General features: G+C 65.3%; 25 protein-coding genes. 17 read left to right on the forward strand and 8 right to left on the reverse strand.

The genetic code is table 11. The features are described from left to right. Positions 1-102 precede the first annotated feature (102 nt). Entirely contained in the window at positions 103-1,698 is a 1,596-nt protein-coding gene (locus OKW35_RS23005) for a diguanylate cyclase (RefSeq protein WP_429553217.1), read from the forward strand. 66 nt (positions 1,699-1,764) lie between these two features. On the opposite strand, the gene OKW35_RS23010 is transcribed toward OKW35_RS23005, so the two are convergent. The 3 genes from OKW35_RS23010 to OKW35_RS23020 form a co-directional block, all read right to left on the reverse strand. Then, on the reverse strand, positions 1,765-2,877 hold the full coding sequence (locus tag OKW35_RS23010) for a VTT domain-containing protein (protein ID WP_184063363.1): 1,113 nt from the start codon (positions 2,875-2,877) through the stop codon (positions 1,765-1,767). A gap of 218 nt (positions 2,878-3,095) precedes the next feature. Then, the gene (gene folE, locus OKW35_RS23015; protein ID WP_184063367.1) at positions 3,096-3,734 is read right to left on the reverse strand and encodes a GTP cyclohydrolase I FolE; all 639 of its coding nucleotides are present in this window, start codon (positions 3,732-3,734) and stop codon (positions 3,096-3,098) included. A gap of 136 nt (positions 3,735-3,870) precedes the next feature. Next, complete coding sequence (locus tag OKW35_RS23020) at positions 3,871-4,800, reverse strand: LysR family transcriptional regulator (RefSeq protein WP_090807267.1); 930 nt, start codon at positions 4,798-4,800, stop codon at positions 3,871-3,873. A gap of 419 nt (positions 4,801-5,219) precedes the next feature. Here OKW35_RS23020 and OKW35_RS23025 point away from each other — a divergent pair, with 419 nt between their 5' ends. From OKW35_RS23025 to pcaC, 5 genes are all read left to right on the forward strand, one after another. Beyond that, positions 5,220-5,927, forward strand: coding sequence for a 3-oxoacid CoA-transferase subunit A (locus OKW35_RS23025; RefSeq protein ID WP_062131411.1), 708 nt, complete (start codon positions 5,220-5,222; stop codon positions 5,925-5,927). A 13-nt stretch (positions 5,928-5,940) separates the two neighbouring features. After that, on the forward strand, positions 5,941-6,600 hold the full coding sequence (locus OKW35_RS23030; RefSeq protein ID WP_184063370.1) for a 3-oxoacid CoA-transferase subunit B: 660 nt from the start codon (positions 5,941-5,943) through the stop codon (positions 6,598-6,600). Positions 6,601-6,906: 306 nt separating this feature from the next. Next, positions 6,907-8,286, forward strand: a complete 1,380-nt coding sequence (locus OKW35_RS23035) for a 3-carboxy-cis,cis-muconate cycloisomerase (RefSeq protein WP_429553218.1) — start codon at positions 6,907-6,909, stop codon at positions 8,284-8,286. 5 nt (positions 8,287-8,291) lie between these two features. Next, on the forward strand, positions 8,292-9,083 hold the full coding sequence (gene pcaD, locus OKW35_RS23040; RefSeq protein WP_090807263.1) for a 3-oxoadipate enol-lactonase: 792 nt from the start codon (positions 8,292-8,294) through the stop codon (positions 9,081-9,083). Then, positions 9,080-9,481 (forward strand): 4-carboxymuconolactone decarboxylase, encoded by a 402-nt coding sequence (gene pcaC / locus OKW35_RS23045; protein WP_187619599.1) that lies wholly within the window; start codon positions 9,080-9,082, stop codon positions 9,479-9,481. Before pcaD ends, pcaC begins: the two co-directional genes overlap by 4 nt. 255 nt (positions 9,482-9,736) lie before the next feature. On the opposite strand, the gene OKW35_RS23050 is transcribed toward pcaC, so the two are convergent. The 4 genes from OKW35_RS23050 to OKW35_RS23065 form a co-directional block, all read right to left on the reverse strand. Further along, entirely contained in the window at positions 9,737-9,940 is a 204-nt protein-coding gene (locus OKW35_RS23050; RefSeq protein ID WP_008922557.1) for a hypothetical protein, read from the reverse strand. Positions 9,941-10,497: 557 nt separating this feature from the next. After that, positions 10,498-10,890: a hypothetical protein gene (locus tag OKW35_RS23055; protein ID WP_184063218.1), complete on the reverse strand. Its 393-nt coding sequence runs from the start codon at positions 10,888-10,890 to the stop codon at positions 10,498-10,500. A gap of 14 nt (positions 10,891-10,904) precedes the next feature. Beyond that, complete coding sequence (locus OKW35_RS23060) at positions 10,905-11,294, reverse strand: hypothetical protein (RefSeq protein WP_429553219.1); 390 nt, start codon at positions 11,292-11,294, stop codon at positions 10,905-10,907. After that, complete coding sequence (locus OKW35_RS23065; protein ID WP_184063214.1) at positions 11,291-11,662, reverse strand: tlde1 domain-containing protein; 372 nt, start codon at positions 11,660-11,662, stop codon at positions 11,291-11,293. The genes OKW35_RS23060 and OKW35_RS23065 overlap by 4 nt, the downstream gene beginning before the upstream one ends. Positions 11,663-11,816: 154 nt before the next feature. Between OKW35_RS23065 and OKW35_RS23070 the strand changes: the two genes are divergently transcribed. Continuing rightward, positions 11,817-12,143, forward strand: coding sequence for a hypothetical protein (locus OKW35_RS23070; protein ID WP_429553220.1), 327 nt, complete (start codon positions 11,817-11,819; stop codon positions 12,141-12,143). Here the strand turns inward: OKW35_RS23070 and OKW35_RS23075 are convergent. Continuing rightward, positions 12,133-12,825 carry a TetR family transcriptional regulator gene (locus OKW35_RS23075; protein ID WP_429553221.1) on the reverse strand — a complete coding sequence of 231 codons (693 nt, stop codon included), beginning with the start codon at positions 12,823-12,825 and terminating at the stop codon, positions 12,133-12,135. The genes OKW35_RS23070 and OKW35_RS23075 overlap by 11 nt on opposite strands. A 290-nt stretch (positions 12,826-13,115) precedes the next feature. Here OKW35_RS23075 and OKW35_RS23080 point away from each other — a divergent pair, with 290 nt between their 5' ends. The 10 genes from OKW35_RS23080 (at position 13,116) to OKW35_RS23125 (ending at position 25,926) form a co-directional block, all read left to right on the forward strand. After that, positions 13,116-14,705: a 6-hydroxynicotinate reductase gene (locus tag OKW35_RS23080; protein WP_429553222.1), complete on the forward strand. Its 1,590-nt coding sequence runs from the start codon at positions 13,116-13,118 to the stop codon at positions 14,703-14,705. Between the two features lie 23 nt (positions 14,706-14,728). After that, positions 14,729-15,667 carry a UPF0280 family protein gene (locus tag OKW35_RS23085; protein ID WP_429553223.1) on the forward strand — a complete coding sequence of 313 codons (939 nt, stop codon included), beginning with the start codon at positions 14,729-14,731 and terminating at the stop codon, positions 15,665-15,667. Beyond that, positions 15,643-16,233, forward strand: a complete 591-nt coding sequence (locus OKW35_RS23090; protein WP_187614028.1) for an amino acid synthesis family protein — start codon at positions 15,643-15,645, stop codon at positions 16,231-16,233. The genes OKW35_RS23085 and OKW35_RS23090 overlap by 25 nt, the downstream gene beginning before the upstream one ends. Before the next feature lie 50 nt (positions 16,234-16,283). Then, positions 16,284-16,868 (forward strand): amino acid synthesis family protein, encoded by a 585-nt coding sequence (locus OKW35_RS23095; protein ID WP_184024981.1) that lies wholly within the window; start codon positions 16,284-16,286, stop codon positions 16,866-16,868. Positions 16,869-17,041: 173 nt separating this feature from the next. Beyond that, a complete protein-coding gene (locus OKW35_RS23100) occupies positions 17,042-18,994 on the forward strand; it encodes an ABC transporter permease (RefSeq protein WP_429553224.1) in 1,953 nt (650 codons plus the stop codon). Continuing rightward, positions 18,991-19,800: an ABC transporter ATP-binding protein gene (locus OKW35_RS23105; RefSeq protein ID WP_184063401.1), complete on the forward strand. Its 810-nt coding sequence runs from the start codon at positions 18,991-18,993 to the stop codon at positions 19,798-19,800. Before OKW35_RS23100 ends, OKW35_RS23105 begins: the two co-directional genes overlap by 4 nt. Further along, complete coding sequence (locus tag OKW35_RS23110; RefSeq protein WP_429553225.1) at positions 19,797-20,510, forward strand: ABC transporter ATP-binding protein; 714 nt, start codon at positions 19,797-19,799, stop codon at positions 20,508-20,510. Before OKW35_RS23105 ends, OKW35_RS23110 begins: the two co-directional genes overlap by 4 nt. Positions 20,511-20,544: 34 nt before the next feature. Beyond that, the gene (locus OKW35_RS23115) at positions 20,545-21,744 is read left to right on the forward strand and encodes an amidohydrolase family protein (RefSeq protein ID WP_429553226.1); all 1,200 of its coding nucleotides are present in this window, start codon (positions 20,545-20,547) and stop codon (positions 21,742-21,744) included. Between the two features lie 31 nt (positions 21,745-21,775). After that, entirely contained in the window at positions 21,776-22,282 is a 507-nt protein-coding gene (locus tag OKW35_RS23120; RefSeq protein WP_090807233.1) for a (2Fe-2S)-binding protein, read from the forward strand. Next, positions 22,279-25,926: a molybdopterin cofactor-binding domain-containing protein gene (locus OKW35_RS23125; RefSeq protein WP_429553227.1), complete on the forward strand. Its 3,648-nt coding sequence runs from the start codon at positions 22,279-22,281 to the stop codon at positions 25,924-25,926. Before OKW35_RS23120 ends, OKW35_RS23125 begins: the two co-directional genes overlap by 4 nt. Positions 25,927-25,949: the final 23 nt, after the last annotated feature.

Consider the following 25,949-nt stretch of genomic DNA (forward strand, 5'->3'; position numbering starts at 1 on the left):
AGAGCGCGTTCGGTCCTCGCTAGCGCGGAGGATCCGCAGCCCAAAATGCACGGCGCACCGCGCTGCGGCCCGAAAGAATAGTCCGCGAAGGAGGCGAGGAGCGTGGCACCGCATGGGCTTTCGCTGCGTCATCGGCTGCGCCTGACGTTGCGCGCCGTTCGAGCCGGGATGACCCGCTATGTGGGCAACCGCCCGTGGGTGGCCGGCATTGCCGGCACGCTCGTCGCGTTGGCGATGTCGATCCTGACAGCGGTGGAGGTCGGCGAAGGTCGCCGCGAAATGCTCGATCATGCGCGCCAGACGTCGCAAAACCTCGTGTCGATCATTTCCGCCGATCTCGCGCGCAACGTCGAAATTTATAGTCTGTCGCTGCAATCGATGGTGGATGCCGCGGGCGATCCGCTCACCTGGACGCTGCCGGTCCCGGTGCGCCAGGCGATGCTGTTCGATCGCGCGACCACCGCCGCGTTTCTCGGCGGCGCGTATATAGTCGGCGCCGACGGTGAAGTGGCCGCCGCGCAGTACGCCGACGCCAACACCACCGTCCATCTCGACGATCGCGAATACTTTCAGGTGCATCAGCGCAATCCGGCGGCGGGCCTGTATTTCTCGCATCCGTTCATGTCGCGGCTGCGTGGCGGCAAGCTGTCGATCGCGCTGACGCGGCGCATCGACGATGCGCAAGGCCGCTTCGCCGGTATCGCGCTGCTCGCGATCCGCATCGAGTATTTCCAGCACCTGCTGGACCGGATCGACACCGGCGAGCAGGGCTCGGTGTTCATCGTGATGGCGGACGGCACGCTGCTCGCGCGCAAGCCGTTCGACGCGCGCGCTATCGGCACCAGCGTCGCAAAGTCGCCGACCTTCGCACCGATGACGGTGCACGACTCCGGCAGCTACGTATCGGTCTCGCGGGTCGACGGTGTGCGTCGCATCTTCACCTACACGCACGTACCGGGCACGCCGCTGATCGTGGCCGTCGCGCCCGCTGTCGATGACGTGCTCGCGCCGTGGCAGCGTCGCAGCCACGTGGCCGCCGCGCTGACCATCTCGTTCGGCTCGGTGTTCGTGCTCGTGTCGTGGCTGCTCGCGTTCGCGCTTCGCGACAAACAGCGCGCGCAGGCCGCGCTGCTGCGTCTTGCCGCGACCGATCCGCTGACCGGGCTCAGCAATCGCCGCGTGCTCGACAAGCGGCTCGACGACGAATGGAAGCGGGCGCGACGCGAGAACAAGCCGTTGTCGGTGCTGTTCATCGATATCGATCACTTCAAGCGTTTCAACGATACCTACGGCCATGAGAGCGGCGACGAGGTATTGGTCGCGGTGGCTGATTGCATCGCGTCCGTGGCGCGGCGCTCGGCCGATCTGGTCGCGCGCTACGGCGGCGAAGAGTTCGCGGTGGTGCTGCCGGATACGACCGCGCAGGGCGCGTTCGCGGTCGCGGAGCAGATTCGTCGCAAGGTGGAAAACCAGGTCATCGTGCGCGGACACGATGCACCGGAGGCGGTGACGGTGAGCGTCGGCTGCGCAACGGCGCTGCCGAGCGCCACGGATGTCGCGAACGGACTCGAACTGATGGCCGCCGCTGATGGACAGTTGTATGTGGCGAAGAACGAAGGGCGCAATCGCACCCGGTCGGCGCAGTGGGACGAGTATTCGGCGACGCAGGGGGTCTCGCGCACGGGGGCGGCGCCTTAACGCCAGGTGTTCGTTCGCGTGAGCGTGAGCGCCTTCCCGGCCCAGATTGTCGCGACGCAGCGCAATTCAGGCGCGCTCCGCACTGCGCGGCGCGAAGCCGCGCAACGTCACCGCCGCTGGTGTTTCGTCCCGCAACGCCGAGCGCGGCCGATCGGCGGCCGAACCATCCGCGTAAGCCAGCAAGCCCACCGGGAAGCCACGCCGCTGCCATGCATCGAGCCCGCCGCGCAGTGCGCGAATCCGCGTGTAGCCATTGCTGCGCATATGTTGCGAGACTTCGAGCGCGGTCGCGCTGTCCGGGCAGATGCAATAGATGACCATGTCGTGCGTGCGCAGCGCGCCGTCGATCTGTTCAGGCGAATGCGGATCGAGCGCGCGCGCGTCGGGAATCTGGCGTCGCAGATCGAGCAGCGGAGCGCCGGGCCGCGCATCGAGCACGCGGGACGGCGCCATGCGGCGCAGGCGGCCGGAGCACCGCCAGCGCCACGGCATGCTCGACGCGGCGGCACTCGCCGATGAGGCCTGCGTCGGCGCGGCCAGCATCGGCTCGGCTTGGGCCGACGTGGCTCGCGTGAACCGGCGCCGTTCGTAATATCGCAGATACAGCCGGTAGAGCAGATAGACGAGCGCCACCGCAAGAAGAATGTCGGCGATCGTGCCGCCGCGCTGCTCGACGAACGCGCGCAGCATATGCACCTCGCGTTCCACGGCCGCGCCGCCGAGCAGCCAGAACGTCGCCCACGCGATCACGCTGGCCAGATCCCATAGTGCGTAGATGCGGATGTCGACGGCGGTCGTACCCATCAGCGGCGGCGTGATCAGGCCGAGGCCGGGCACGAACTTAGAGATCGACACGAGCGGCACGCCATAGCGTTCGAATAGCGCGCGCGCGGTTTCCAGCCTCGTATCGACGGCGGGCGACAAGCGGCCGAGCCACGCGAGCAGTTTGCGTCCATACAGACGGCCCGCCGCGAACCAGGTGCCGTCGCCGATCAATGCGCCCAGCACCGCCGCGCCGAGGGTCGGCCAGAACGCCAGGGTGCCCGCAGCGATCGCCGAGCCCGCGAACAGCAGCATCGGCACGGCCGGAATCGGTACGCCGAGGCGCGTCAGCAGGACGTTGACGAACACGATAGCGCTGCCCCAGGTTGAAACCGCCGACAACGGAAACTCGACCAATTGAGGCGCTCCTGTTGCTGCTGTTGGGCTGGCATGCGTGGACGGCCGGTATCGACCATCGGCCTCAATCGTCAATACGCAACTAACTGTCAACCCCGCGTGCCCACCGCAAGGTGGCCGGCGCGCTTGAAGAGAGTGCGCGCGGGCGCGCACGCTGGATTCGCAGGGGCGGGGGCTGCATCGTCAACGAATCACGAGCAGCCCCCGGGTCCACCTCATCAGGCATTCGGCACTGCCACCACACCCGGATTCCCGACGATCGCCAGAAACTCCCGCCGTGTCGACGGATCGGTGCGGAACGTGCCGAGCATGCGCGACGTGACCATCGTGACGCCCGCCTTGTGCACGCCACGCGTCGACATGCACTGATGCGCGGCTTCGAGAATCACGCCCACGCCGGCTGGCTGCAGCACGTCGTTCAGCGTATCGGCGATCTGCACCGTCATCTTTTCCTGGATCTGCAGCCGTTTCGCGAACGCATCGACGAGGCGCGCGAGCTTCGAAATGCCGACCACGCGATGGTTCGGCAGATACGCGACGTGCGCGCGTCCGATGATCGGCACCATATGGTGCTCGCAATAGCTTTCGAAGCGGATGTCCTTCAGCACGATCATTTCGTCGTAGCCGTCCACTTCGGAGAAGGTACGCGCGAGGATGTCGCGCGGATCGACCTGGTAGCCGACGAAAAACTCGTCGTAAGCGCGCGTCACGCGTGCCGGCGTGTCGATCAGGCCTTCGCGCTGCGGATCGTCGCCGGCCCAGCGCAGCAGCACGCGCACGGCTGCCTCAGCTTCTTCGCGGCTCGGGCGTTCGGCGGCCGCTACGGGTTTGGTCTTCTTTGCCTTGCTGCTGGTCATGCGTCGTCCTCCTGGATCGCGCGTCGACGCTGCGCGACGCGCGGGGTCAGTAACTGAGGTCATTGTTCCATGTTTTGCGCCGAAGGTGCCGATGCCCCTTTCGCGGCCGGGGCAGTCGCGGGCGTGCTGCGCACGGCTACTTCGGCCATTCGTCCATCGCATCGTTGAACAGCTCGGCGACCACGCCGCGCAGCCAACTGCCGCGCGGATCGTTATGAAACTTGCGATGCCAGTGCTGCCGCAGGTCGAAGCGCGGCAGCGGCAGCGGCGGCTCGACGAGCATGATCGACGCATGCTCCGACACGTACGCGAAGCCGATCGCGTGCGGCACGGTCGCGAGCAGGTCGGTGCGCGCGAGGATGAAAGGCAGGCTCATGAAGTGCGGCGTTTCGAGCACCGCGCGTCGCTTGATGCGCTTCTTTTCGAGGTACTGCTCGAGCACTTCCTGGCTGCGTCCCTCGGCGCGCACGACCGCATGCCCTGACGCCACGTATTGCTCGAGCGTGAGCGGCCCCTTCGACAGCGGATGTCCGCTGCGCATCAGGCAGATGAAGCGATGCGTGAAGAGCCGCTGCTGAAAGAAGTTGTTGCCCGCCAGGTCCGGAAAATAGCCGACGGCGAGGTCGACATCGCCCGATTCGAGCCCGCGTTCCACTTGCGACGGCGACAGCGTGACCGAGCGCAGTTTCGCGGACGGCGCGCGCTCGGCGAACAGCTGCAAAAGACGCGGCAGAAACACGATTTCGCCGACGTCGGACAGCGCGATCGAAAACGTGTGCGTGCTCGTCGCCGGATCGAAATCCTGCACGTCGAGCATGCCTTTCTCGATGCGCAGCAACGCGTCGCGCGCGGCGGGCAGGATCGCGAGCGCGCGCGGTGTCGGCTCCATGCCTTTCGATGTGCGCACGAACAGCGGATCGTCGAAGTATTCGCGCAGGCGCCCAAGCGCGGTGCTCACGCGCGGCTGGCTCACGCCGAGCTGCTCGGCGGCGCGGCTCACGTTGCGCGTGTCTTCCATCGCGACCAGATAGGGGATCAGGTTCAGATCCAGATGTGTCTCGGACATGCTTGTTATGGCTCGCGGGGCGGGCGGGGCAAGGGGATGCTTATGCCGTATCGCTATAGAGCCTAGTTGAAAAATCGCCCGTAAGCATAGTGGGATTTTGCGCGGCCGGCATTTTCGCGCGCAGGGCGAGCGCTGGACGAGGGCATCCCGGATCTTCGCCGCCGCGCGCGGCGACCTATGATGAAGGGGGTTTCCCTGCCTTGACAACCCGCCCACAGGACAACCATAATCGCCGAAGCGTTCGCTAAACGAATCACTGTTCACGCAACGAACAATTCAGCGGCGAAGCAATCGAAGGCGCCAGCCCGCTCTCCCCCTCGCGAGCCGTCGCCAGCATGCCCGGAGACTGTTTCCGCGCGAGCCTTGCCGGTTACGGCTGTGAGCCCAGCGGCACGTAGCGCCCCCAAAGGAAATTCGACATGATCAACAAGATTTTCGAGACACTTCAATCGGCGGTCGCCGATGTCCACGACGGCGCGACCGTCATGATCGGCGGCTTCGGCACGGCCGGCATGCCGTCCGAGTTGATCGACGCGCTGATCGAGCAGGGCGCGCGCAATCTCACCATCGTCAACAACAACGCAGGTAACGGCGATATCGGCCTCGCGGCGCTGCTGAAGGCCAAGCGCGTGCGCAAGATCATCTGCTCGTTCCCGCGCCAGACCGACTCGTATGTGTTCGACGCGCTCTATCGCGCCGGCGAAATCGAACTCGAACTCGTGCCGCAAGGCAACCTCGCCGAGCGCATCCGCGCCGCGGGAGCGGGCATCGGCGGCTTCTTCACGCCGACCGCGTACGGCACCAAGCTCGCCGAAGGCAAGGAAACCCGTCTGATCGACGGCCGTCACTACGTTCTCGAAGCGCCGCTGCACGCGGACTTCGCGCTGATCAAGGCGTACAAGGGCGATCGCTGGGGCAACCTGATCTATCGCAAGACCGCGCGTAACTTCGGGCCGATCATGGCGAGCGCCGCGAAGACCGCGATCGTGCAGGTGTCGGAAGTGGTGCCGCTCGGCGGCCTCGATCCGGAAGAAATCGTCACGCCCGGCATTTTCGTGCAACGCGTGATCGCGGTGCCGCAAGCGGCGCATGCCCCCACGCCCAATCCTCACGACGCTGCTGCCTGACCCGGAGACCGACATGAAGAAACTGACTCGCGATGAAATGGCCAAGCGCGTTGCCCAGGACATCCCTGAAGGCGCTTACGTGAACCTCGGCATCGGCGTACCGACGCTGGTGGCGAACCACCTCGCCGCAGACAAGGAAATCTTCCTGCACAGCGAAAACGGCCTGCTCGGCATGGGCCCGGCACCGGCGAAGGGCCAGGAAGACGACGAACTGATCAACGCCGGCAAGCAGCACGTCACGCTGCTGACGGGCGGCGCCTACTTCCATCACGCGGATTCGTTCGCGATGATGCGGGGCGGCCATCTTGACTTCTGCGTGCTCGGCGCGTTCCAGGTGTCGGCGAAGGGCGACCTCGCGAACTGGCACACCGGCGCACCCGACGCGATTCCGGCGGTCGGCGGCGCGATGGACCTCGCGATCGGCGCGAAGCAGGTCTACGTGATGATGGACCATCTGACCAAGCAGGGCGAGAGCAAGATCACCGCCGAGTGCTCGTACCCGGTCACCGGTATCGGTTGCGTGACCCGTATCTATACGGACCTCGCAATGATCGACGTCACGAAGGAAGGCCTCGTCGTGCGCGAGATTTTCACGGACATCGGCTTCGACGAACTGCTGAAGCTGACCGGTGTGCCGATGACCGACGGCACGCAGGCCGCGCGCGCGGCCTGATAGTTGGCTGAGGCGTCGCGGCGGCGGTCTGCTTTGCGGCCGCGTCGATGGCGTCTCGTCTGAAAGCGGCATTGCGCGAACGGGCCAGCGCTGACGGGGCGAACTCCTCGTCAGCGCTGGCCTGGCAACTTCAGCGACGGGTTGTCCACGTTTGGCGCACAATACGCAGCACATACTGCGGCATACGCACGGCACGAGCGCGGAGCAAGCGCGCTACGAGCGCTTGCTCCGCCACGGCGTCTGCTTCGAACCGCCGCGCGCCGTGCCGCTTCTTCGCTTCCGATTCCCTCAAACATCGTCGTCATCATGCTCGACTCCAGCGCCCGTCTGACTGGCCTTCTTTGCGGCACACAGCCGATGAACGACATCTGGGCGCCGCGTGCCACGCTGCAGCGGATGCTCGACGTCGAAGCCGCGCTCGCGCGTGCCTCTGCCGCGCACAAAGTCATTCCCGAATCCGCCGTCCCCGCGATCGAAGCGGCCTGCCAGGCCGACCAGCTCGACGCCGACGCGCTCGCACGCGACGCCCCGCTCGGCGGCAACCTCGCGATTCCGCTCGTCAAGCAACTGACTGCACGCGTCAAAGCCGCCGATGCCGAAGCTGGCAAATACGTGCATTGGGGCGCGACGAGCCAGGACATCATCGACACCGCGACGGTACTGCAACTGCGCGACACTTTCGACCTGCTCGACAGCGGCCTGCAAGCCACCTGCGACGCGGTCGCGAAACTCGCGGCCACCCATCGCGCGACACCGATGATCGGCCGCACGTGGCTGCAACAGGCGCTGCCGATCACGCTGGGTCTGAAGTTCGCGCAATGGCTCGACGCGCTGTTGCGTCATCGCGAGCGGCTCGACGCGCTGCGCGAACGTGTGCTGGTGCTGCAATTCGGCGGCGCGGCCGGCACCCTCGCGAGTCTGCGCGAGGCGGCGCCGCAGGTCACGCAGTCGCTCGCCAAGGAACTCGGCCTCGCGGTACCGACCTTGCCGTGGCACACGCAACGCGATCGCATCGCCGAGACGGCGTCGCTGTTCGGCATGCTGATCGGCACGCTCGGCAAGATCGCGCGCGACGTGTCGCTGCAAATGCAAACCGAAATCGACGAACTCGCCGAACCGGCCGCGGCCGGCAAGGGCGGATCGTCGACGATGCCGCACAAACGCAACCCGGTCGGTTGCGCGGCGGTACTGACGGCCGCGACGCGCGCGCCCGGCCTTGTGGCGACTGTGTTCGCCGGCATGGTGCAGGAGCACGAACGCGCGCTCGGCGGCTGGCAGGCCGAATGGGACGCGCTGCCGGATCTCGCGCGCCTCGCGGGCGGCGCGCTCGCGAACATCGAACAGATCGCGTCCGGCCTGAGCGTGAACATACCGCGCCTCGCCGCGAATCTCGACGTCACGCATGGCCTGACCCTCGGCGAAGCGGTGATGCTCGCGCTTGGCGATTCCATCGGCCGGCTCGACGCGCATCATCTGGTCGAGCGCGCGTCGAAGGCGGCGATCCGCGACGGCAAGACGCTGTATGACGTGCTCGCCGCCGACGCGGCCGTCACCGAACATCTTTCGCTCGAGCGCCTGAAGCAGCTGCTCGATCCCGCTCAATACGTCGGCCAGGCGCACGCATATGTCGACGCCGCGCTGGCGCTTCACACCACGCGCGCGCAGCGCGCCCATTCCAAGGAGTAACCGGCATGCCCTACGCCGCAGTCAACGGCACCGAGCTTCACTATCGTATCGACGGCGATCGACACGGCCACGCGCCGTGGCTCGTGCTGTCGAATTCGCTCGGCTGCGATATGTCCATGTGGACGCCGCAGGTCGCGGCGTTGTCGAAGCATTTCCGCGTGCTGCGCTACGACACGCGCGGCCACGGCCATTCGGAAGCGCCGAAGGGTCCGTACACGATCGAGCAGCTGAGCGGCGACGTGCTCGGGCTGATGGATACGCTGAAGATCGCGCGCGCGAATTTCTGCGGCATATCGATGGGCGGCCTGACCGGCGTCGCACTCGCCGCGCGTCACGGCGACCGCTTTGAGCGCGTCGTGCTGTGCAACACGGCCGCGCGCATCGGCTCGCCGGAAGTGTGGGTGCCGCGTGCCGCGAAGGCGCGCAGCGAAGGCATGTTCGCGCTCGCCGACGCGGTGCTGCCGCGCTGGTTCACGGCAGACTTCATCGAGCGCGAGCCGGTCGTGCTGGCGATGATCCGCGACGTGTTCGTGCATACCGACAAGGAAGGCTACGCATCGAACTGCGACGCAATCGACGCGGCCGACCTGCGGCCCGAAACGCCGGGCATCAAGCTGCCGACGCTCGTGATCAGCGGCACGCACGATCTGGCCGCCACGGCCGCGCAAGGCCGCGAACTTGCGCAGTCGATTCCGGGCGCGCGCTACGTCGAACTCAATGCCTCGCATATCTCCAACATCGAAAAGGCCGGTGAGTTCACGAAGACCGTGCTCGACTTCCTGACGGAGGCAAAATGAACGACGAAGACCGTTACGAAGCCGGTATGGAGGTGCGTCGCGCGGTGCTGGGCAACGCGCACGTCGACCGTTCACTCGCGAACCGCACCGAACTGACCGAGGAGTTCCAGAACCTGATCACGCGTTACGCATGGGGCGAGATCTGGACGCGTGAAGGTCTGCCGCGTCATACGCGTAGCCTGCTGACGATCGCGATGATGGTGGCGTTGAATCGCAGCGAAGAACTCGCGCTGCACCTGCGTGCCGCCAAAAACAACGGCGTGACGCGCGAGCAGATCAAGGAAGTGCTGCTGCAGACCGCGATCTACTGCGGCGTGCCGGCGGCCAACTCCGCATTCCATCTGGCCGACAAGCTGTTTCGCGAGGATGATGCGGCGGCCGCGGCGGCGAAGTCGTAAAGACTGAGCACACGTAACTGGCCCTGCGCATCGCGCAGGATCAGGTCGAAGGTGAGGGCAGGCGTGCTCACGACGGACTAGCTTACGCAGGAAACGCTGCACGGCCACCCGCACGATCTGCTGCACCCGACGGTGGGTCGCCTTCGACACCGCGCGCAGTTCATCGAGCAGTTCCTGCGGCAGGTACTGGCGGTAGGAACGGTTGCGGTAGCGGCCGGCCATTTCAGTTCGTCCATTCCGGCCGGCCGCGACAGGTCAGGACTGTCTTGCGTTCAATGCAGGCCAGCGGGCCAGGGCAATGAACCACAGCAGAATGACGTTCACCACCGGAATGAAGGCGAGCAGCGACCAGGCGCCCGCATATCCCGCCTTCTTCAGGATCAGCCATAGCGGGATAATCTCCGCGATGACGACAACAAGAACAAACACCAGCCAGTGCCATATGGAAAGAGCGCCCACGCATACCTCCATTTTTTAAAGTTGACGGGCAGAGCTGAGTATAACGACGCACGGCTGACTCCTTTTTCAGTATTTCCGGCTGCCATCGATGCCGCACACCCGCTGCGCTTTACGCGCGTAGTCCTGCAACGCGGTCAGTTTCCGTATGGTCGCATCCCCGTCGCTGGTGATACCGAGAAGATCGTCAGCAGCCGCTGCGTCAAGTCCGGCTGTACTGGCTCCATCAGCTCCAACCATCCGTTCGCATCTGACCGTGCGGGAGGCGGCCAGACACTTCCGCGCCACGCAGCTGGCCGTACTCGACGCGTGCGAAGACTGGGAGGGCGATGGTTACATGCGGCCCGCAACGGGCTTTCGCGCCGGAAGCGTTTCGGATCGATTTCCCGCCTTGGCGACTATTTCGTGGAAGCCTACAGACAGACCCGAACCAGACGTACAGGCCGCGCGGGCAAGGGGTGTAATGACTGAAACAGAGCGAGGCAGGGGCCTTATGACGCGCCGCTCGCAGGCAAAAAAAGACCCCGCGCGATGCGGGTCCGGGTCTGAACTGGCGCGGTTCACTCGATATGCCTGTACCGAGTGTCCCCGCCGCCACGCTGCAACTGTTTCGAAACGATAAGAAACTGCTCGTCACTAATCGTACACTCCAGTTCGCCTATCTCGTACACAGCAATCAGCTTGATCTTATTTCCGTTTCGCTCCTCAAAGGTAATCTGATAGACCCCGCGCCACATTGGTTCGCCATCCTCATATTTACCGATCTTCTCGGACGCCAGTCGCACGGCCCTTGTTTTCGTAGCATCGAAATCCAGGGAGAGGATGTCAGTTTTTCTTAGCGCCATCTGGGCCACATAGGCCGGAAACCGGTCGCCGCATGGCGGGTATGGTCCGGGTTCCGCCAGGCATAGCGCGGGAAGGGATAGCAGCAGGACTGCAAAAGCGTGTTTCATGGATTCAAACGACCTCACTCTATCTGCTTGAACATTCTGTCAGCCTCGACTCTTGATAGCAAATGCTTCGAAACGACAAAAACCTCTACGGCACTCATTGAGCATTCAAATTCGCCAGCGTCGTTCACAGCAATCACCTTGACCTTGTTTCCGTTTTTTTCGTGAAAGGTGATGTGATAGACCTCACGCCACAACTGTTCGCCATCCTCATCTTTTCCTATTTTCTCGGACGCCAGTTGCACGGCTTGGGTCTTCGTATAGTCGATATTGCCAAGCATGCCAGCCTTTTTTAGGCTGTTTTCGGCGATGTTGGTCGGCCACCCGTCGCATGGCGGGTTCGGTCTGCCTTGCGCCAGGCATAGCGCGGGAAAGGATAGCAGCAGGACTGCAAAGGTGCGTTTCATGGATGTTTCACCCTAAGCATTCTGTCGCCACTGTTCCAGATTTGCTTGCGGTATGGCAAGTGCAGAACGATACATCCATTTGACGCGTTGCCGGGATCGGTCTGGCTGTCGCCGTGGATCATGAAGGCGGAACGTTCGCCTAAGCACGTTCCGCATACCGGGTTAAGCCGCATCGAGAACGGTCCAGTTTTAGGGTGCGGAAACGGTGCCGTAATTTCATACAGGCCAACGGGGATTGGTCCCCAGTCGCGGACATACTGGCTACTGTGTTTATTCTTGTGCTCTCCCTTGCCGGAATATCCCTTATCTGTGATTAATTTGTCGTTGTGATACAACAAGTGGCTCTCATGCTTGTAAATCCACACCATCGTCTTTTCCTCATTGGTTGTACGAACCAATGATTACACCAGATCATCTGGCTGCACACAATTTTTAAGATATACGTCAGTTTGATCTGCATCCGCGTATCGAGCCGACAGAGGCAAGTGCAATTGATCGCGAAAGATCACAGCGAATATGAGTATGGGGCCGATTCGTGGGGAAAACAGAACCACGCCGCAACGATTGCCAGCGCAACACAATGTAAAGAATGCGAATCAAAGCAACAAAAAAGAACGCGAAGATGCAGCCGCAACGAACGTTCAAAACGCAGATGTGCAAAAGCCGGACGTTACGAAGGTCGGCGAAGTGAAGCCTCAAGCCACGAAAGCCGCAGCAAACGAAAGCCGCAAAAACGAAAACGCTTGTTACCGTTGTGAAGGAATGCGCGCCGTTCAGGATTGGTATCGAAGGAATCCGCACGGCATTCATTCGCGAATTCGGCGGGCGCCGATATTTTTTATGCGGTAGTCGTCGCTACGACGCTCACCGGCACCTGCACGCACACCGCCCGCAACACCGTCTCCTTGATCACCTCGCGCCAATGCGCGAGCGCCGCCTCGTCCATCAGCGGCTCGCCGAGAAACGCGCCGAGCGTGTACTGATTGGCGTTATAGAAATAGCCGAGCGACGCGATCATCAGATACACGTCGCGTGCCGCGATATCGGCGCGAAACACGTCCTGCGCGCGGCCCGCCTCCAATAGCCTCTGCACGATCGAAATCGCGTAGCCCGAAATCTCCTTGAGCTTCTGCGATTTTTTCGCATGCTTGCCCTGGTGCAGATTTTCGCTCGACAGCAGCGTCACGAACTCCGGGTGATCGAGGTAGTACTGCCAGACGAACTCGACCATCTGTTCGAGGCCATGCACCGGATTGCGCAGATCGAGATCGAGTTTGCTTTCCGCTTCGTTGAACTGCGTGTAGATCGTCTCCAGCACTTCGATGAACAACTGCTCCTTGCTGCCAAAGTAGTAATAGATCATCCGGTCGTGCGAACGCGCGGCCTTCGAAATACTTTCGATGCGGCCGCTTGCATAACCCTGCTTCGCGAACACCCTGATGGCGGCCTTCAGGATCTTGGCGCGCGTGTCCTGCGCCTGTTTCGCGCGGATACCGATGGCGCCCGGCTTGCGGGCGGCGGTGGGACTCATGACGGTCTCGGATCTCTTTGTCAGCGTAGGTTTGAACGGCGGGCGCGCAGACTCAGCAGGCCGATGCCGCATTGCACCATGATCCCGCGTGACGGAAAACACGTTGCACAGTCGATTTTGATCGAGTAGATTTCAATCGAGTTTGGTGTAGAAGATACTACATGAACGGTGAGTGACCGCAACATGAAAATGGGCGGCCCCACGCGGAAATGCCCTGAAACCGGGACGATTCGCGCACCGCGCAGCACCGCCAGTCATGTCGCGCCTGTGATGTCGTACGGAACCCCACGATGACAGAACATACGAAGGTCGATTTCGGTGCAGAGAGTGTCGATCGCGATACCGCGTCGACGCCGGGCCCAACCGTGCTCGCAAAGTCGGCGCCGCGCAGCGAGCGCATGGCCGCGAACAAGATCGAATGCAATGCGTGTCCGGTGCTGTGCCAGATCTCGGAAGGGCGCACCGGCGCGTGCGACCGTTATGCGAATGCGGATGGGCGGTTGATACGCGTCGATCCGGTGGTGTTTCTGTCGCGTACGGATGATGCCGACGCCGATCCGGCAAATGCGACGATCGAATTCGGCACAGCCCCCGCCGCGGACCCAGGCACCACCGAACCCGCGCTGTTCGTCACCGGCGTCGGTGCCTCCTCGACCTATCCCGACTACAAGCCCGCGCCGTTCATCGTCGCGTCGAAGCTCGACGACATCGACATGGTCACCGTCGTCACCGAAGGCATCTTCAGCTATTGCAGCTTCAAGGTGAAGATCGACACCGACCGCTTTCTCGGCCCGGAACAGGCGAACGTGCGTTGTGACGGCGAGATCGTCGGTCACGTGAGCACGGCCGAATACGGCTCGCAGATGCTGAGCCTCGGCGGCGTCCATCATCTGACCGGCGGCAGCAAGAAAGAAGGCCGCGTGACCTGCGACATGATGCTCGCGCTCGGCAACAAGGAGGCGGTCGAGCTTGGTATCGACGGCGGCGCGAGTCTCGTGATTCGCGCCGGCGTCGCGCCGATCGTCGACGGTGTCGAGGAGCAGCGCATGCGCGTCGGCTGCGGCTCCGCGACGATCGGTATCTTCGCGAAGCAATGGTTCGGCCACGTCGATGAGGTGGTGGTCGTCGACGATCACATTACGGGCGTGCTGACCGAGCACCAGGCGGGCCGCTGCCTCGGCATGACGCGCTCGGGACTCAAGATACGCGGCCGCAAATCGACGCCGGGCCGCTATTTCCAGGTTGCCAATCCTGGCACCGGTTGGGGGGGCACCGACATTCAGGACCCGCTCGCGATCGTCGAAGGATTCGATCCGTCGGTCGCGAAGCCGGGCATGCGCGTGCTGATGGTCTCGACGACCGGCGAACACGCGCAATGGTACGAACTCGACGCACAGCTCGTGCCGCGCATCGCGCCGATGCCCGACGCGGTGCGCCGCACGGTCGAGCGGATCGGCGAGAACTGCGAGCCGTCGCTCGCGACGGTGCTGTTTCTCGGCGGCGCGGGCGGCAGTCTGCGCGCCGGCGCGACCGAGAATCCGGTGCTGCTCACGCGCGCGATCAAGCGCAAGCTCGTCAACGTCACGTGCGGCGGCGCGCCGGCTTATGTGTGGCCGGGCGGCGGCATCACCGTGATGGTCGACGTGACGCGCATGCCGGACCGCTCGTTCGGCACGGTGCCGACACCGGCGCTCGTCGCGCCGATCGAATTCACGATGACGTACGACACGTACCGCGATCTCGGCGGCCACGTCGAGGCGGTGCGCTCGTTGCAGAGCGTGCTCGCGAGCGGGCCGACGCATACGGAAGGCGCGCCGCTCGCGCGGCGGACGCTGGCTCGCGATCCGGACAATCCGTGGCCGCCTGCAATGCCCGGTTAAGCACCCTGACTAAAAATCACGCGATGACCCCCACCCGAACCCGCCTCGACGAACACCGCTGGCATTGGCAGCACGGGCCGATCGACCTGATCCTCGGCGCCGACGGCGAGCCCGACGCGGTGCGTGCCGCATATGACGCATGCTGGGAGCGCTTCAGTCCTGTGCTGGAGGAGCTGGTCCGCGAATTGAACGTGCTTCGGCAACCAGTGCAGGCTGTGGCGGCACGACATGATTGCCCGCTTCGAGGGCCGGTCGCGACGCGTATGTGGCGTGCGTGTCATCCGCATCGTTCGAGCTTCATCACGCCGATGGCGGCGGTCGCGGGCAGCGTCGCCGACGAACTGATCGCCGCGTTCGCGCGCGACGGCATCGCGCGCGCGTTCATCAACAACGGCGGCGACATCGCGCTGCACCTCGCGGCGGGGCAGCAGTATCGCGTGGGCGTGTTGGCGGACCTCGCGCAAATTTCGGGCACGCGTTTCGCGCACGACCCTGCGCTCGACGCGCATCTGACGCTCGACGCTCGGCAGCCGATTCGCGGCGTCGCGACGAGCGGCTGGCGCGGCCGCAGCTTCAGTCTCGGCATCGTCGACAGCGTGACCGTGCTCGCGCGCGATGCCGCGAGCGCCGACGCCGCCGCGACGATGATCGCGAACGCGGTCGATCTCGACCATGCGGGAATCGTGCGGCGTCCGGCGTCGTCGCTGAAGGACGATAGCGATCTCGGCGATCTGCTGGTGACCGTCGACGTGCCGCGTCTGCCGCAGCCGCTGATCGATTTCGCGCTCGCGCGCGGCGTCGATGTCGCGAAGCGGTTGCGCGACCAGGGTTTGATCGAAGGCGCCGCGCTGTTCCTGCAAGGACGGGCGCGGGTCACCGGCATCGACGATTCACGCGCGTTGTCCGCCACGCGCGCTTCACTGACAACGGAGGCTCCGTGTTCGAAATACGCCGCGTGCTGACGCACGTCGAAGACATCTTCCACGAGTTCGGCCCCGCGCCCGCGCAGCCGCTCAGACGAGGCGCGATCGCCGCGGTGATGACGAATCCGTTCGCGGGCCGCTACGAGCCGAAAATAGAACCCGCGATGGAAGCGCTGAAACCGCTCGGCTTCGAGATGGCGCAGCGGCTGCTGACGGCGATGGCGGTGCCGCATGCGTCGATCGAAAGCTATGGGAAGGGCGCGATCGTCGGCGCGCGCGGGGAACTCGAGCACGGCGCGCTATGGCATGTGCCCGGCGGCTACGCGATGCGCGAGCTGCTCGAAAAGCACGGCGTGCCGACCCACGCGATCGTGCCGTCGACGAAGAAGGTCGGCGCGCCGTCCACCGCGCTCGACGTGCCGCTCACGCATGTCAACGCGAGCTACGTGCGCAGCCACTTCGATGCGATCGAAGTACGCGTGCCCGGCGCGCCCGCCGCCGACGAGATCGTCTACATCCTCGCGATGAGCACGGGGCAGCGCGTGCATGCGCGGGTGGGCGGCCTCGCGAAAGAGGCGATCGTCGGCAAGGACGGCTTGCGCTGAAGCGGCGCGCGGCAACCATACTGCAAGGCAACGAAACTCGGAGAGCGCAAATGGCAATCAGGCTTCGCAAGCTGGTCGTGCAGGTCGACGAAACACGCATCGAAATGGGCCAGACCGTCGAGCCGCCCGCGCGCCGCGCGGTCGCGATCGCGGTGATCGATAATCCGTATGCAGGCCGCTATGAGGCGAAGCTCGACGCGCTGATCGAAGCTGGCGAGGAACTCGGCGCGCTGCTCGGCAAGCGCTGCGTCGAGGCGTTGGGCATCGCGCCCGGGGAGGCGCAAAGCTACGGCAAGGCGGCGATCGTCGGCGAGGCGGGCGAACTCGAACATGCGGCCGCGATCCTGCATCCGAAGCTCGGCGCGCCGCTGCGCGCGGCGGTCGAGAAGGGCGCGGCGCTGGTGCCGTCGGCGAAGAAGATCGGCACGCTCGGCACCGCGATCGACGTGCCGCTCGGTCACAAGGATGCCGCCTACGTGCGCAGCCATTTCGACGCGATCGAGGCGCGCGTGGCCGACGCGCCGCGCGCGAACGAAATCGTCGTGGCGGTCGCGGTGACCGCGTCGGGCCGGCCGCTGCCGCGCATCGGGGGCTTGCAGGCGAACGAGATCAAAGGCGAGGACGGCCTGCGCTGAGCGATCGTTTTTTTCAGCCGCCTGTTTGCCGTCGCTTGTTTTGCGGGTTGTTTCGCTGGTAGTGTCCTGCCGTTGACGCGGGCGCGCATGGTGCCGCCCGCGCTGCAACGTCCGCCGATCGGGCCGCTGCGCATGTTGCGCGCGCGCCGTTCGGCGAGCTGCCGAGGGTCGCGATGCTTTCGAATCTGCTGGTACAACTGGTCAATGGACTCGCCGACGCGTCGACGCTGTTTCTGGTCGCCGCCGGTTTGTCGTTGATCTTCGGCGTGACGCGCATCGTCAACTTTGCGCACGGCTCGTTCTATATGTTCGGCATTTACGTCGCGTATAGCATCGCGAGCCGCTTTGGCCACACGGCGGGCGGCTTCTGGCTGTCGGTGCTCGCCGCCGCGCTCGCGGTCGCGGTGTTGGGCGCGCTCGTCGAAATCGTCGTGTTGCGGCGGATCTATCAGGCGCCGGAGTTATTCCATCTGCTCGCCACGTTTGCGCTCGTGCTGATCTTTCGCGACGCCGCACTATGGCTTTGGGGCCCCGACGATCTATTCGGCCCGCGCGCGCCGCATCTCGCGGGCGCGGTCGACTTTCTCGGCCATCCGCTGCCCACGTACGACATCGCGCTGATCGTGATCGGTCCGGTCGTCTTGCTGCTGCTGTGGTACGCGTTGACGCGCACGCGTTGGGGCACGCTCGTGCGCGCCGCGACGCAGGATCGCGAGATGCTCGGCGCGCTCGGCATCAATCAGGCGTGGCTGTTTACCGGCGTGTTCTTCGTCGGCGCGTTTCTCGCGGGACTCGGCGGCGCGCTGCAAGGGCCGCGCATGTCGGCGAACCTGTCGCTCGACCTCGAGACGATCGGCAATGCGTTCGTGGTCGTCGTGGTCGGTGGCATGGGTTCGATTCCGGGCGCGTTCGTCGCGGCATTGCTGATCGCCGAGATCAAGGCGCTGTGCATCGGTATCGGGCACGTGACGATCTTCGGCAGCGGTTTTTCGCTGAGCCGCTTCACGCTGGTGGCCGAATTCGTCGTGATGGCGGTCGTGCTGGTGGTGCGGCCTTGGGGTCTGCTCGGCCGCGCGAGCGCCGCGGTGCGCGCGATGGGTACGCCGGAAACGCCATTGCGTCCGGCGGGCAGGCGTCTGAAGGGGCTGGCCGCCTTCGTGTTGCTGGTGCTGGTTCTGGCGCCGCTCGCGGCCAACGCGTTTCCGTACATGCCGGTGCTGCTGGTTGAAATCCTGATCGCGGTGCTGTTCGCGGCGAGCCTGCATTTCATCATGGGTCCGGGCGGCCTGCATTCGTTTGGCCATGCCGCGTACTTTGGACTTGGCGCTTACGGCGCGGCGCTGTTTCTGAAGGTGCTGAATCTGCCGATGGAAGCCGCGTTGCTGCTCGGGCCGCTGCTCGCGGTGGTGGGCGCGCTCGTGTTCGGCTGGTTCTGCGTGCGCCTGTCTGGTGTCTATCTGGCGATGCTGACGCTCGCATTCGCGCAGATCGTCTGGTCGGTCGTGTTCCAGTGGGACGACGTGACCGGCGGCAGCAACGGCGTGCTAGGCCTGTGGCCGTCGAACTGGCTGTCGTCGCCGGTCGCGTTCTACTACTTGACGTTAGCGTGCGCGGTGCTCGGCGTGTGGCTGCTGCGCCGCATGCTGTTCTCGCCGCTCGGCTATGCGATGCGCGCGTCGCGCGATTCCGCGCTACGCGCCGAGGCGATCGGCATCGACGTGAAGCGGGTTCAGTGGGCGTCGTTCGTGATCGCGGCGTTGTTCTGCGGACTCGCCGGATCGCTGTACGCGTTTTCGAAGGGCAACATCTCGCCCGAAGTGATCAGCGTGAGCCGCTCGGTCGATGGCCTCGTGATGGTGCTGCTCGGCGGCTTGCAGACGTTGAGCGGGCCGATCGTCGGCGCGGCCGTGTTTACGTGGCTGCAGGACACGGTCGCGCGCCAGACCGACTACTGGCAGGCGCTGCTAGGCTTCGCGATCCTGCTGCTGGTGATCGCGTTTCCACAGGGTATCGTCGGCTTCATTCGCGAGCGTTTCGGCGACGCGAACGGCGATCAGGCCGACAAGACCAACGGCGGCGCCGCGTCGCCGTCGCAACGGGCCGCCGCGGTCAAGGAGGGGCTATGAGCCTGCTGCGCGTAAGCGGTCTGTCGAGATCGTTCGGAGGACTGAAGGCGGTCGATAACGTTTCATTCGATCTCGAAGCGGGTCAACTGCTGGCGCTGCTCGGCCCCAACGGCGCGGGCAAATCGACTTGTTTCAACATGGTCAACGGCCAGTTGCAGCCGTCGTCGGGTTCGATTCTGCTCGACGGTCATGAACTCGTCGGCATGCGGCCGCGCGATATCTGGCGGCGCGGCGTCGGCCGCACGTTCCAGATCGCCGCGACGTTCAACTCGATGACGGTGCTCGAAAACGTGCAAATGGCGCTGGTGTCGCGCGAGAAAAAGACCTTCGGCCTCTGGAAGCCAGCGGGCTCGCACCATGCCGACGAAGCGTTCGCGCTGCTCGAACAGGTCGGCATGGGCGCGCACGCGAAGCGCGCGTGCGGCGTGCTCGCGTACGGCGACGTGAAGCGCGTCGAGCTTGCGATCGCGCTCGCGAACCGGCCAAAGCTGCTGTTGATGGACGAACCGACCGCCGGCATGGCGCCGAAGGAGCGCAACGAATTGATGGCGTTGACCAAGCGGCTGGTGACCGAACACGAGATCGGCGTGCTGTTCACCGAACACAGCATGGACGTCGTATTCGCGTACGCCGACCGGATGATCGTGCTCGCGCGCGGCAAGCTGATCGCCGAAGGCGACGCCGACACGATCCGCAACGACGCACGCGTGCAGGAGGTCTATTTCGGCACCGGCAAGACGTTCCGGCCGCACGCGCCACTGCAAGACGCGTCAGGCAGCGTGCGGGATCGTGGAGCATTGCAATGAGCGAACCGATGCTGAAAGTCTCCGGCCTCAATGCGTTCTACGGTCGCGCCCACATCCTGTTCGACGTCGGCCTCGAAGTCGGCCGCGGCGAGGTGGTCGCGCTGATGGGCCGCAACGGCGCCGGCAAATCGACGACGATGAAAGCGGTGATGGGACTGCTGCCGCGCCGCCACGGCGAAGTGACGTTTCGCGGCCAGAACATCAGCGCGCTCGCACCGTTCAAGATCGCGCGCATGGGCGTCGGTTTCGTGCCCGAGGACCGCCGCGTGTTCGCGGACCTGACGGTGATGGAAAACCTCGACACGGGCCGCCAGCCGCCGCGCGAAGGCGCGCCGCAATGGACGCCCGACAAGCTGTTCCGCCTGTTTCCGAATCTCGGCGAAATGCCGAAGCGCCCCGGCGGCCAGATGAGCGGCGGCGAGCAGCAGATGCTGACCGTGTCGCGCACGCTAATGGGCAATCCGTATCTGGTGCTGCTCGACGAACCGTCCGAAGGCGTCGCGCCGGTGATCGTCGAGCAGATGGCGAACATGATTCTCGAACTGAAACGCGAAGGGCTATCCATTCTGTTATCCGAACAGAATCTGCACTTCGCCGAGCTGGTCAGCGACCGCGCGTATGTGCTCGAGAAAGGGCAGATCCGTTTCAGCGGAACGATCGGCGAACTCGCACGGAACGAAACAGTGAGGCGCGCTTATCTGAGCGTGTGAATTCATCGGGTAGTGTCGGCGAAAGGAGAGGCAGATGGCGGCAGAGACGTTGACAGGCTTGTCGGGCAAGGTCGCGGTAACGAACATCGGGCTACTGCTGTCGGGCGATATCGATCAGCCGATTCTCGACGCGGACACGCTGGTGATCGACGACGGCGTGATCGTCGCGCTCGGCCGCGAGAAAGACTGCGATCTCGAAGGCGCGCGCACGACGGTCGACTGCAAGGGCACGACGGTCGCGCCGGGCCTGATCGACTCGCACGTGCATCCGGTGTTCGGCGACTGGACGCCGCGCCAGAATCAGCTCGGCTGGATCGAGTCGAATCTGAACGGCGGCGTGACGACGATGATCTCGGCCGGCGAAGTGCATTTGCCTGGCCGTCCGAAAGACGTGCTCGGCGTGAAGGCGCTCGCGATCACCGCGCAGCGCTCGTTCGACGGCATGCGCGCGGCCGGCGTCGGTGGCGGCGTCAAGGTGCTGGCGGGCGCGCCGGTGATCGAGAAGGGCATGGTCGAGCAGGACTTCAAGGAGCTGTCCGAAGCCGGTGTGAAGCTGCTCGGCGAAGTCGGCCTCGGCAGCGTGAAGGGCGGCGAGGAAGCGCAACAGATGGTCGCGTGGGCGCGCAAGTACGGTATCCAGAGCACGATTCACACGGGTGGTCCGTCGATTCCGGGCTCCGGTCTGATCGATCGGGACGTGGTGCTCGCCGCCGATGCCGATGTGATCGGCCACGTCAATGGCGGCCATACGTCGCTGTCGTACCGGCACGTGTGCGATCTGTGCGAGCAGTCGAGCCGCGCGCTCGAAATCGTCCACAACGGCAACGAGCGGATCGCGTTGCTGACCGCGCGCCATGCGATCGAACTGAAATGCCCGCACCGGATCATTCTCGGCACCGATAGCCCGGCCGGCTCCGGCGTGCAACCGCTCGGCATTCTGCGCATGATCGCGCTGATCTCGAGCCTCGCCGACGTCCCCGCCGAAATCGCGTTCTGCTTTGCGACCGGCAATACCGCGCGGCAGCGCCACCTGCGCCAGGGGCTGATCGAGGTGGGCCGTCCCGCCGATCTCGTGTTCATGGACCGCGCGCAGCATACGGCCGCCGACACGCTGCTCGAAAGCGTGCGACTCGGGGATATTCCGGGTGTGGGGATGGTGATGATCGATGGTCTGATCCGCTGCCGGCGCAGCCGCAATACGCCGCCCGCGACCGAAGTGCCGGTGGTGCTGTGAACGCGCGGCGCGACAGGGTGCTCGCATCATGATGAACCGCGCCGCTCAGCTCGTGCTGAAGGTGAACGGCGCGACGCATGTGGTCAGCGCGGCGGCGCAGACACCGCTGCTCTACTTGCTGCGCAACGATCTCGCGCTGAACGGGCCGAAGTTCGGTTGCGGTCTCGGCGAATGCGGCGCCTGCACCGTGCTGCTCGACGGCATGCCGACGCGCGCCTGCGTGACGACCGCCGAAGTCGCGCTGGGCCGCGAGATCACGACGCTCGAAGGGCTCGGCACGCGCACCGCGTTGCATCCGGTGCAGCAGGCGTTCATCGACGAACAGGCCGCGCAATGCGGCTACTGCCTGAACGGCATGATCATGACCGCGAAGGCGCTGCTCGATCGCGATCCGCATCCGAGCGTCGCGACGATCCAGCGCGAGCTGTCGCGCAATCTGTGTCGCTGCGGCACGCATGTCGAGATCGTGCGCGCGGTGCAGCGCGCGGCGCAACTGCTCGACGCGCAAACGGACGTGGACGACGGAGCGCGCGTATGACCGGGCCGGACTTCAGCGTCGATCGTCGTGGCGCGACGCCGTCACGCAAGCAGTTGTACGACGCGCACAGCGTGCTGATCGTCGCGCGGCCGCCGCATGCACCGGTCAAGGCCGCGCGCGGCCAGCCGGGGTCGCGTTCTTCGTTCGTGCCGACCGAGGCGGATCTGTTTCTGGTCGTGCGAGACGATGGCAGCGTGGTCGCGTTCAACGGTCACGTGGATCTTGGCACCGGCATTGGCACCGCGCTCGCGCAGATCGTCGCGGAAGAACTCGATGTGCCGTTGACGCGTGTGTCGATCGTGCTCGGCCATACCGGCGAAGCGCCGAACCAGGGACCGACGATCGCCAGCGCGACGATCCAGATTTCGGCGGTGCCGCTGCGGCAGGCGGCGGCGCAAGCGCGTCAGTATCTGGTCGCGCAAGCGGCTGCGCGCCTGAACGTAGACGCGAACGATCTCGACGTGCAGGACAGTCGCGTGTTTCCACGCGATGGCGACCCGGCGCAGGGCATTCACTATGGCGAGCTGATCAAAGGCCAGCGTGTCGAACTGCTGCTGTCGAACGATGCACCTTTGAAACCGCCGCACGCGTACCGCGTCGTCGGTAAAAGCGCGCCGCGTGTCGACATTCCCGCGAAGGCGACCGGTGAGCTGAGCTTCGTGCACGACGTGCGCGTGCCCGGCATGCTGCATGGACGCGTGGTGCGGCCGCCTTATGCGGGCGTCGCGCAGGGTGAGTTCATCGGGCATAGCCTGCTGGAAGTGAACGAAGCGGCGATTCGCGATTTGCCTGGCATCGTCAAGGTGGTCGTGATTCGCGATTTCGTCGGCATCGTCGCCGAGCGTGAGGAGATTGCGCAACAGGCGGCGCAGCGGCTCGACGTGCGCTGGAAAACGGTCGATGGCCTGCCGCCGCTCGACACGAGCGAGCAGGTCGAAGCGGCGTTGCGCGCGAATCCGGCGACGCGGCGCGATCTGGTGATCGAAGGCGACGTGGATGCGGCGCTCGCGCAAGAACCGTCGCGCACGTTGGAACGCACTTACGTGTGGCCGTTCCAGATGCACGCATCGATCGGGCCGTCGTGCGCGGTCGCGGACTATCGCAACGGAGGCGGCGACGACACGCAGCTGAAAATCTGGTCCGGCACGCAGAACCCGCATTCGCTGCGCGCCGACCTCGCGTTATTGCTGACGCTCGACGAAGCGCGCATCGACATCGTGCGGATGGATGCGGCGGGCTGCTACGGACGCAATTGCGCGGACGACGTCGCCGCCGACGCCGCGCTGCTGTCGCGCGCGGTCGGCGCGCCGGTGCGCGTGCAGCTCTCGCGCGAGGACGAACACGCGTGGGAACCGAAGGGCGCCGCGCAACTGATGGACGTACGCGGCGCGCTCACCGCCGAAGGCGAACTGGCCGCCTACGACTTTGCGACGCGCTATCCGTCGAACGACGCCCCCACGCTCGCGCTGCTGCTGACCGGCACGATTCCCGCGCAGCCGCAGGTCTTCGAGATGGGCGACCGTACGGCCGTGCCGCCGTACGACTATCGCAGCATGCGCATCGTCTGCGACGACACGCCGCCGATCGTGCGCGCCGCGTGGCTGCGCGGTGTGTCCGCGTTGCCGAACACGTTCGCGCACGAGTCGTTCATCGACGAACTGGCCGAGCAGGCCGGCGTCGATCCGGTCGAATTCCGCCTCAGGCATCTGACCGATCCGCGCGCGATCGACCTCGTCAAGGCGGTCGCGGCGAAAGCCGGGTGGGAACCGCGCGAACCCGCGTTCAGAACGCGCGGCGAGGACGACGAAGACGGCAACATCGCGCGCGGCCGCGGCATCGCGTACGCGCGCTACGTGCACAGCAAATTCCCGGGATTCGGCGCCGCATGGTCCGCGTGGGTCGCCGAGGTCGAAGTCGATCGCAACAGCGGCGAACTGGCGGTCACGCGCGTCGTGGTCGGCCAGGACACCGGCACGATGGTCAATCCGGATGGCGTGCGTCACCAGATTCACGGCAACGTGATCCAGACGACGAGCCGCGCGCTGAAGGAGCAGGTCAGTTTCGGCGACAACGCGGTGACGAGCCAGGAGTGGGGCGCGTATCCGATCCTGACGTTCCGCGAAGTGCCGGTAATCGACGTCGTGATGATGCCGCGCCACGGCGAGCCGCCGATGGGCGCGGGCGAGTCGGCGTCGCTGCCCGGCGCGGCCGCCATCGCCAATGCGCTGTACGACGCGACGGGGGTGCGTTTCCGTCGCCCGCCGTTCACGCCGGAAAAGATCCGCGCCGCGCTCGCCGACGCGCAGGCGCAAGACGCGGCGGCGGCGCGCAGGAAAAAGCGCTGGCGGCGCGGCTTTTTCGGCTTGTTGGCCGCGGGCGCGGTCGGCTGGCTTGGCGCGCTGTCGTTCGCCTCGGTTTCCAGCGCGCCGCTTGCGCCGATCACGCCGCCGCTTGCAAGCGCGTTTGCGCCGGAACTGGTCGCGCGCGGCAAGCTGCTCGCGTCGCTCGGCAATTGCGCGGTTTGCCATACCGCCCACAACGGCGTGCCGAACGCCGGCGGCAAGCCGCTCGCGACCCCGTTCGGCATCGTCTACAGCACCAACCTCACGCCCGACGGCCAGACCGGGATCGGCCACTGGTCGCTCGAAGCGTTCGTGCGCGCGATGCGGCACGGCATCAGCCGTGACGGTCATCGGCTGTATCCGGCGTTTCCGTACACGTCGTTCCAGAACATCTCCGATGACGATCTGCACGCGCTTTACGCGTATCTGATGTCGCAAACGCCGGTGCGCAGCCGGCCGCCCGAAACGAAGCTCGCGTTTCCTTTCAGCGTGCGTCCGCTGATGGCTGCATGGAACGGCCTGTTTCTCGGCCGCACTGCGTTTACCGCCAACCCCGCGCAGAGCGCGCAATGGAATCGCGGCGCGTATCTGGTGAATGGCCTTGGCCATTGCAGCGCGTGCCACACGCCGCGCAACGTGTTCGGCGCCGAGAAAACCGGCGCGGCGTTCATGGGCGGAGGCAGCGCCGAGGGCTGGGAAGCGCCCGCGCTGTCGGCGTTGTCGAATGCGCCGGTGCCGTGGAGCGAGGACGAACTGTTCCGCTATCTGCGCGACGGTCACGCGCCGTTGCACGGCGTCGCAGCCGGGCCGATGGCGCAGGTGGTCGGCGATCTGGCGGCGCTGCCCGACAGCGATATCCGCGCGATGGCCGTCTATCTCGCGTCGCTCAATCCGCTGGAGCCGAACGCCGATCCGGCCGCGACCGCGCGCGAATACGAACAGGCCAGCGCGATGACGGGCGCGCCGGTCACGGCGGGTGCGCGGCTTTTCGACGGCGCGTGCGCCGCGTGCCATCACACCGGCAGCGGACCTCAGTTGTTCGGCGCACATCCGTCGCTGGCGCTGAACACGAACCTGCACGGCGCGGCGCCGGACAACCTGATTCGCGTGATTCTCGACGGCATCGGCTCGCCTGCGCGGCCCGAACTCGGTACGATGCCGGCTTACCGCGACAGTTTCAACGACGCCCAGGTCGCCGAGCTCGTGTCGTTCCTGCGCGCCCAGTTCGCGGGCGGCAAGCCGGCATGGCAGGACGTCGCCGCGAACGTGGCCAGAATCCGCGCGGAACCGCGCGAGCAATGAGCCGCCAGCCGTCGTCCGAAGGT

Source organism: Paraburkholderia sp. MM5477-R1 (assembly GCF_050436385.1).
GTDB classification, from domain to species: domain Bacteria; phylum Pseudomonadota; class Gammaproteobacteria; order Burkholderiales; family Burkholderiaceae; genus Paraburkholderia; species Paraburkholderia tuberum.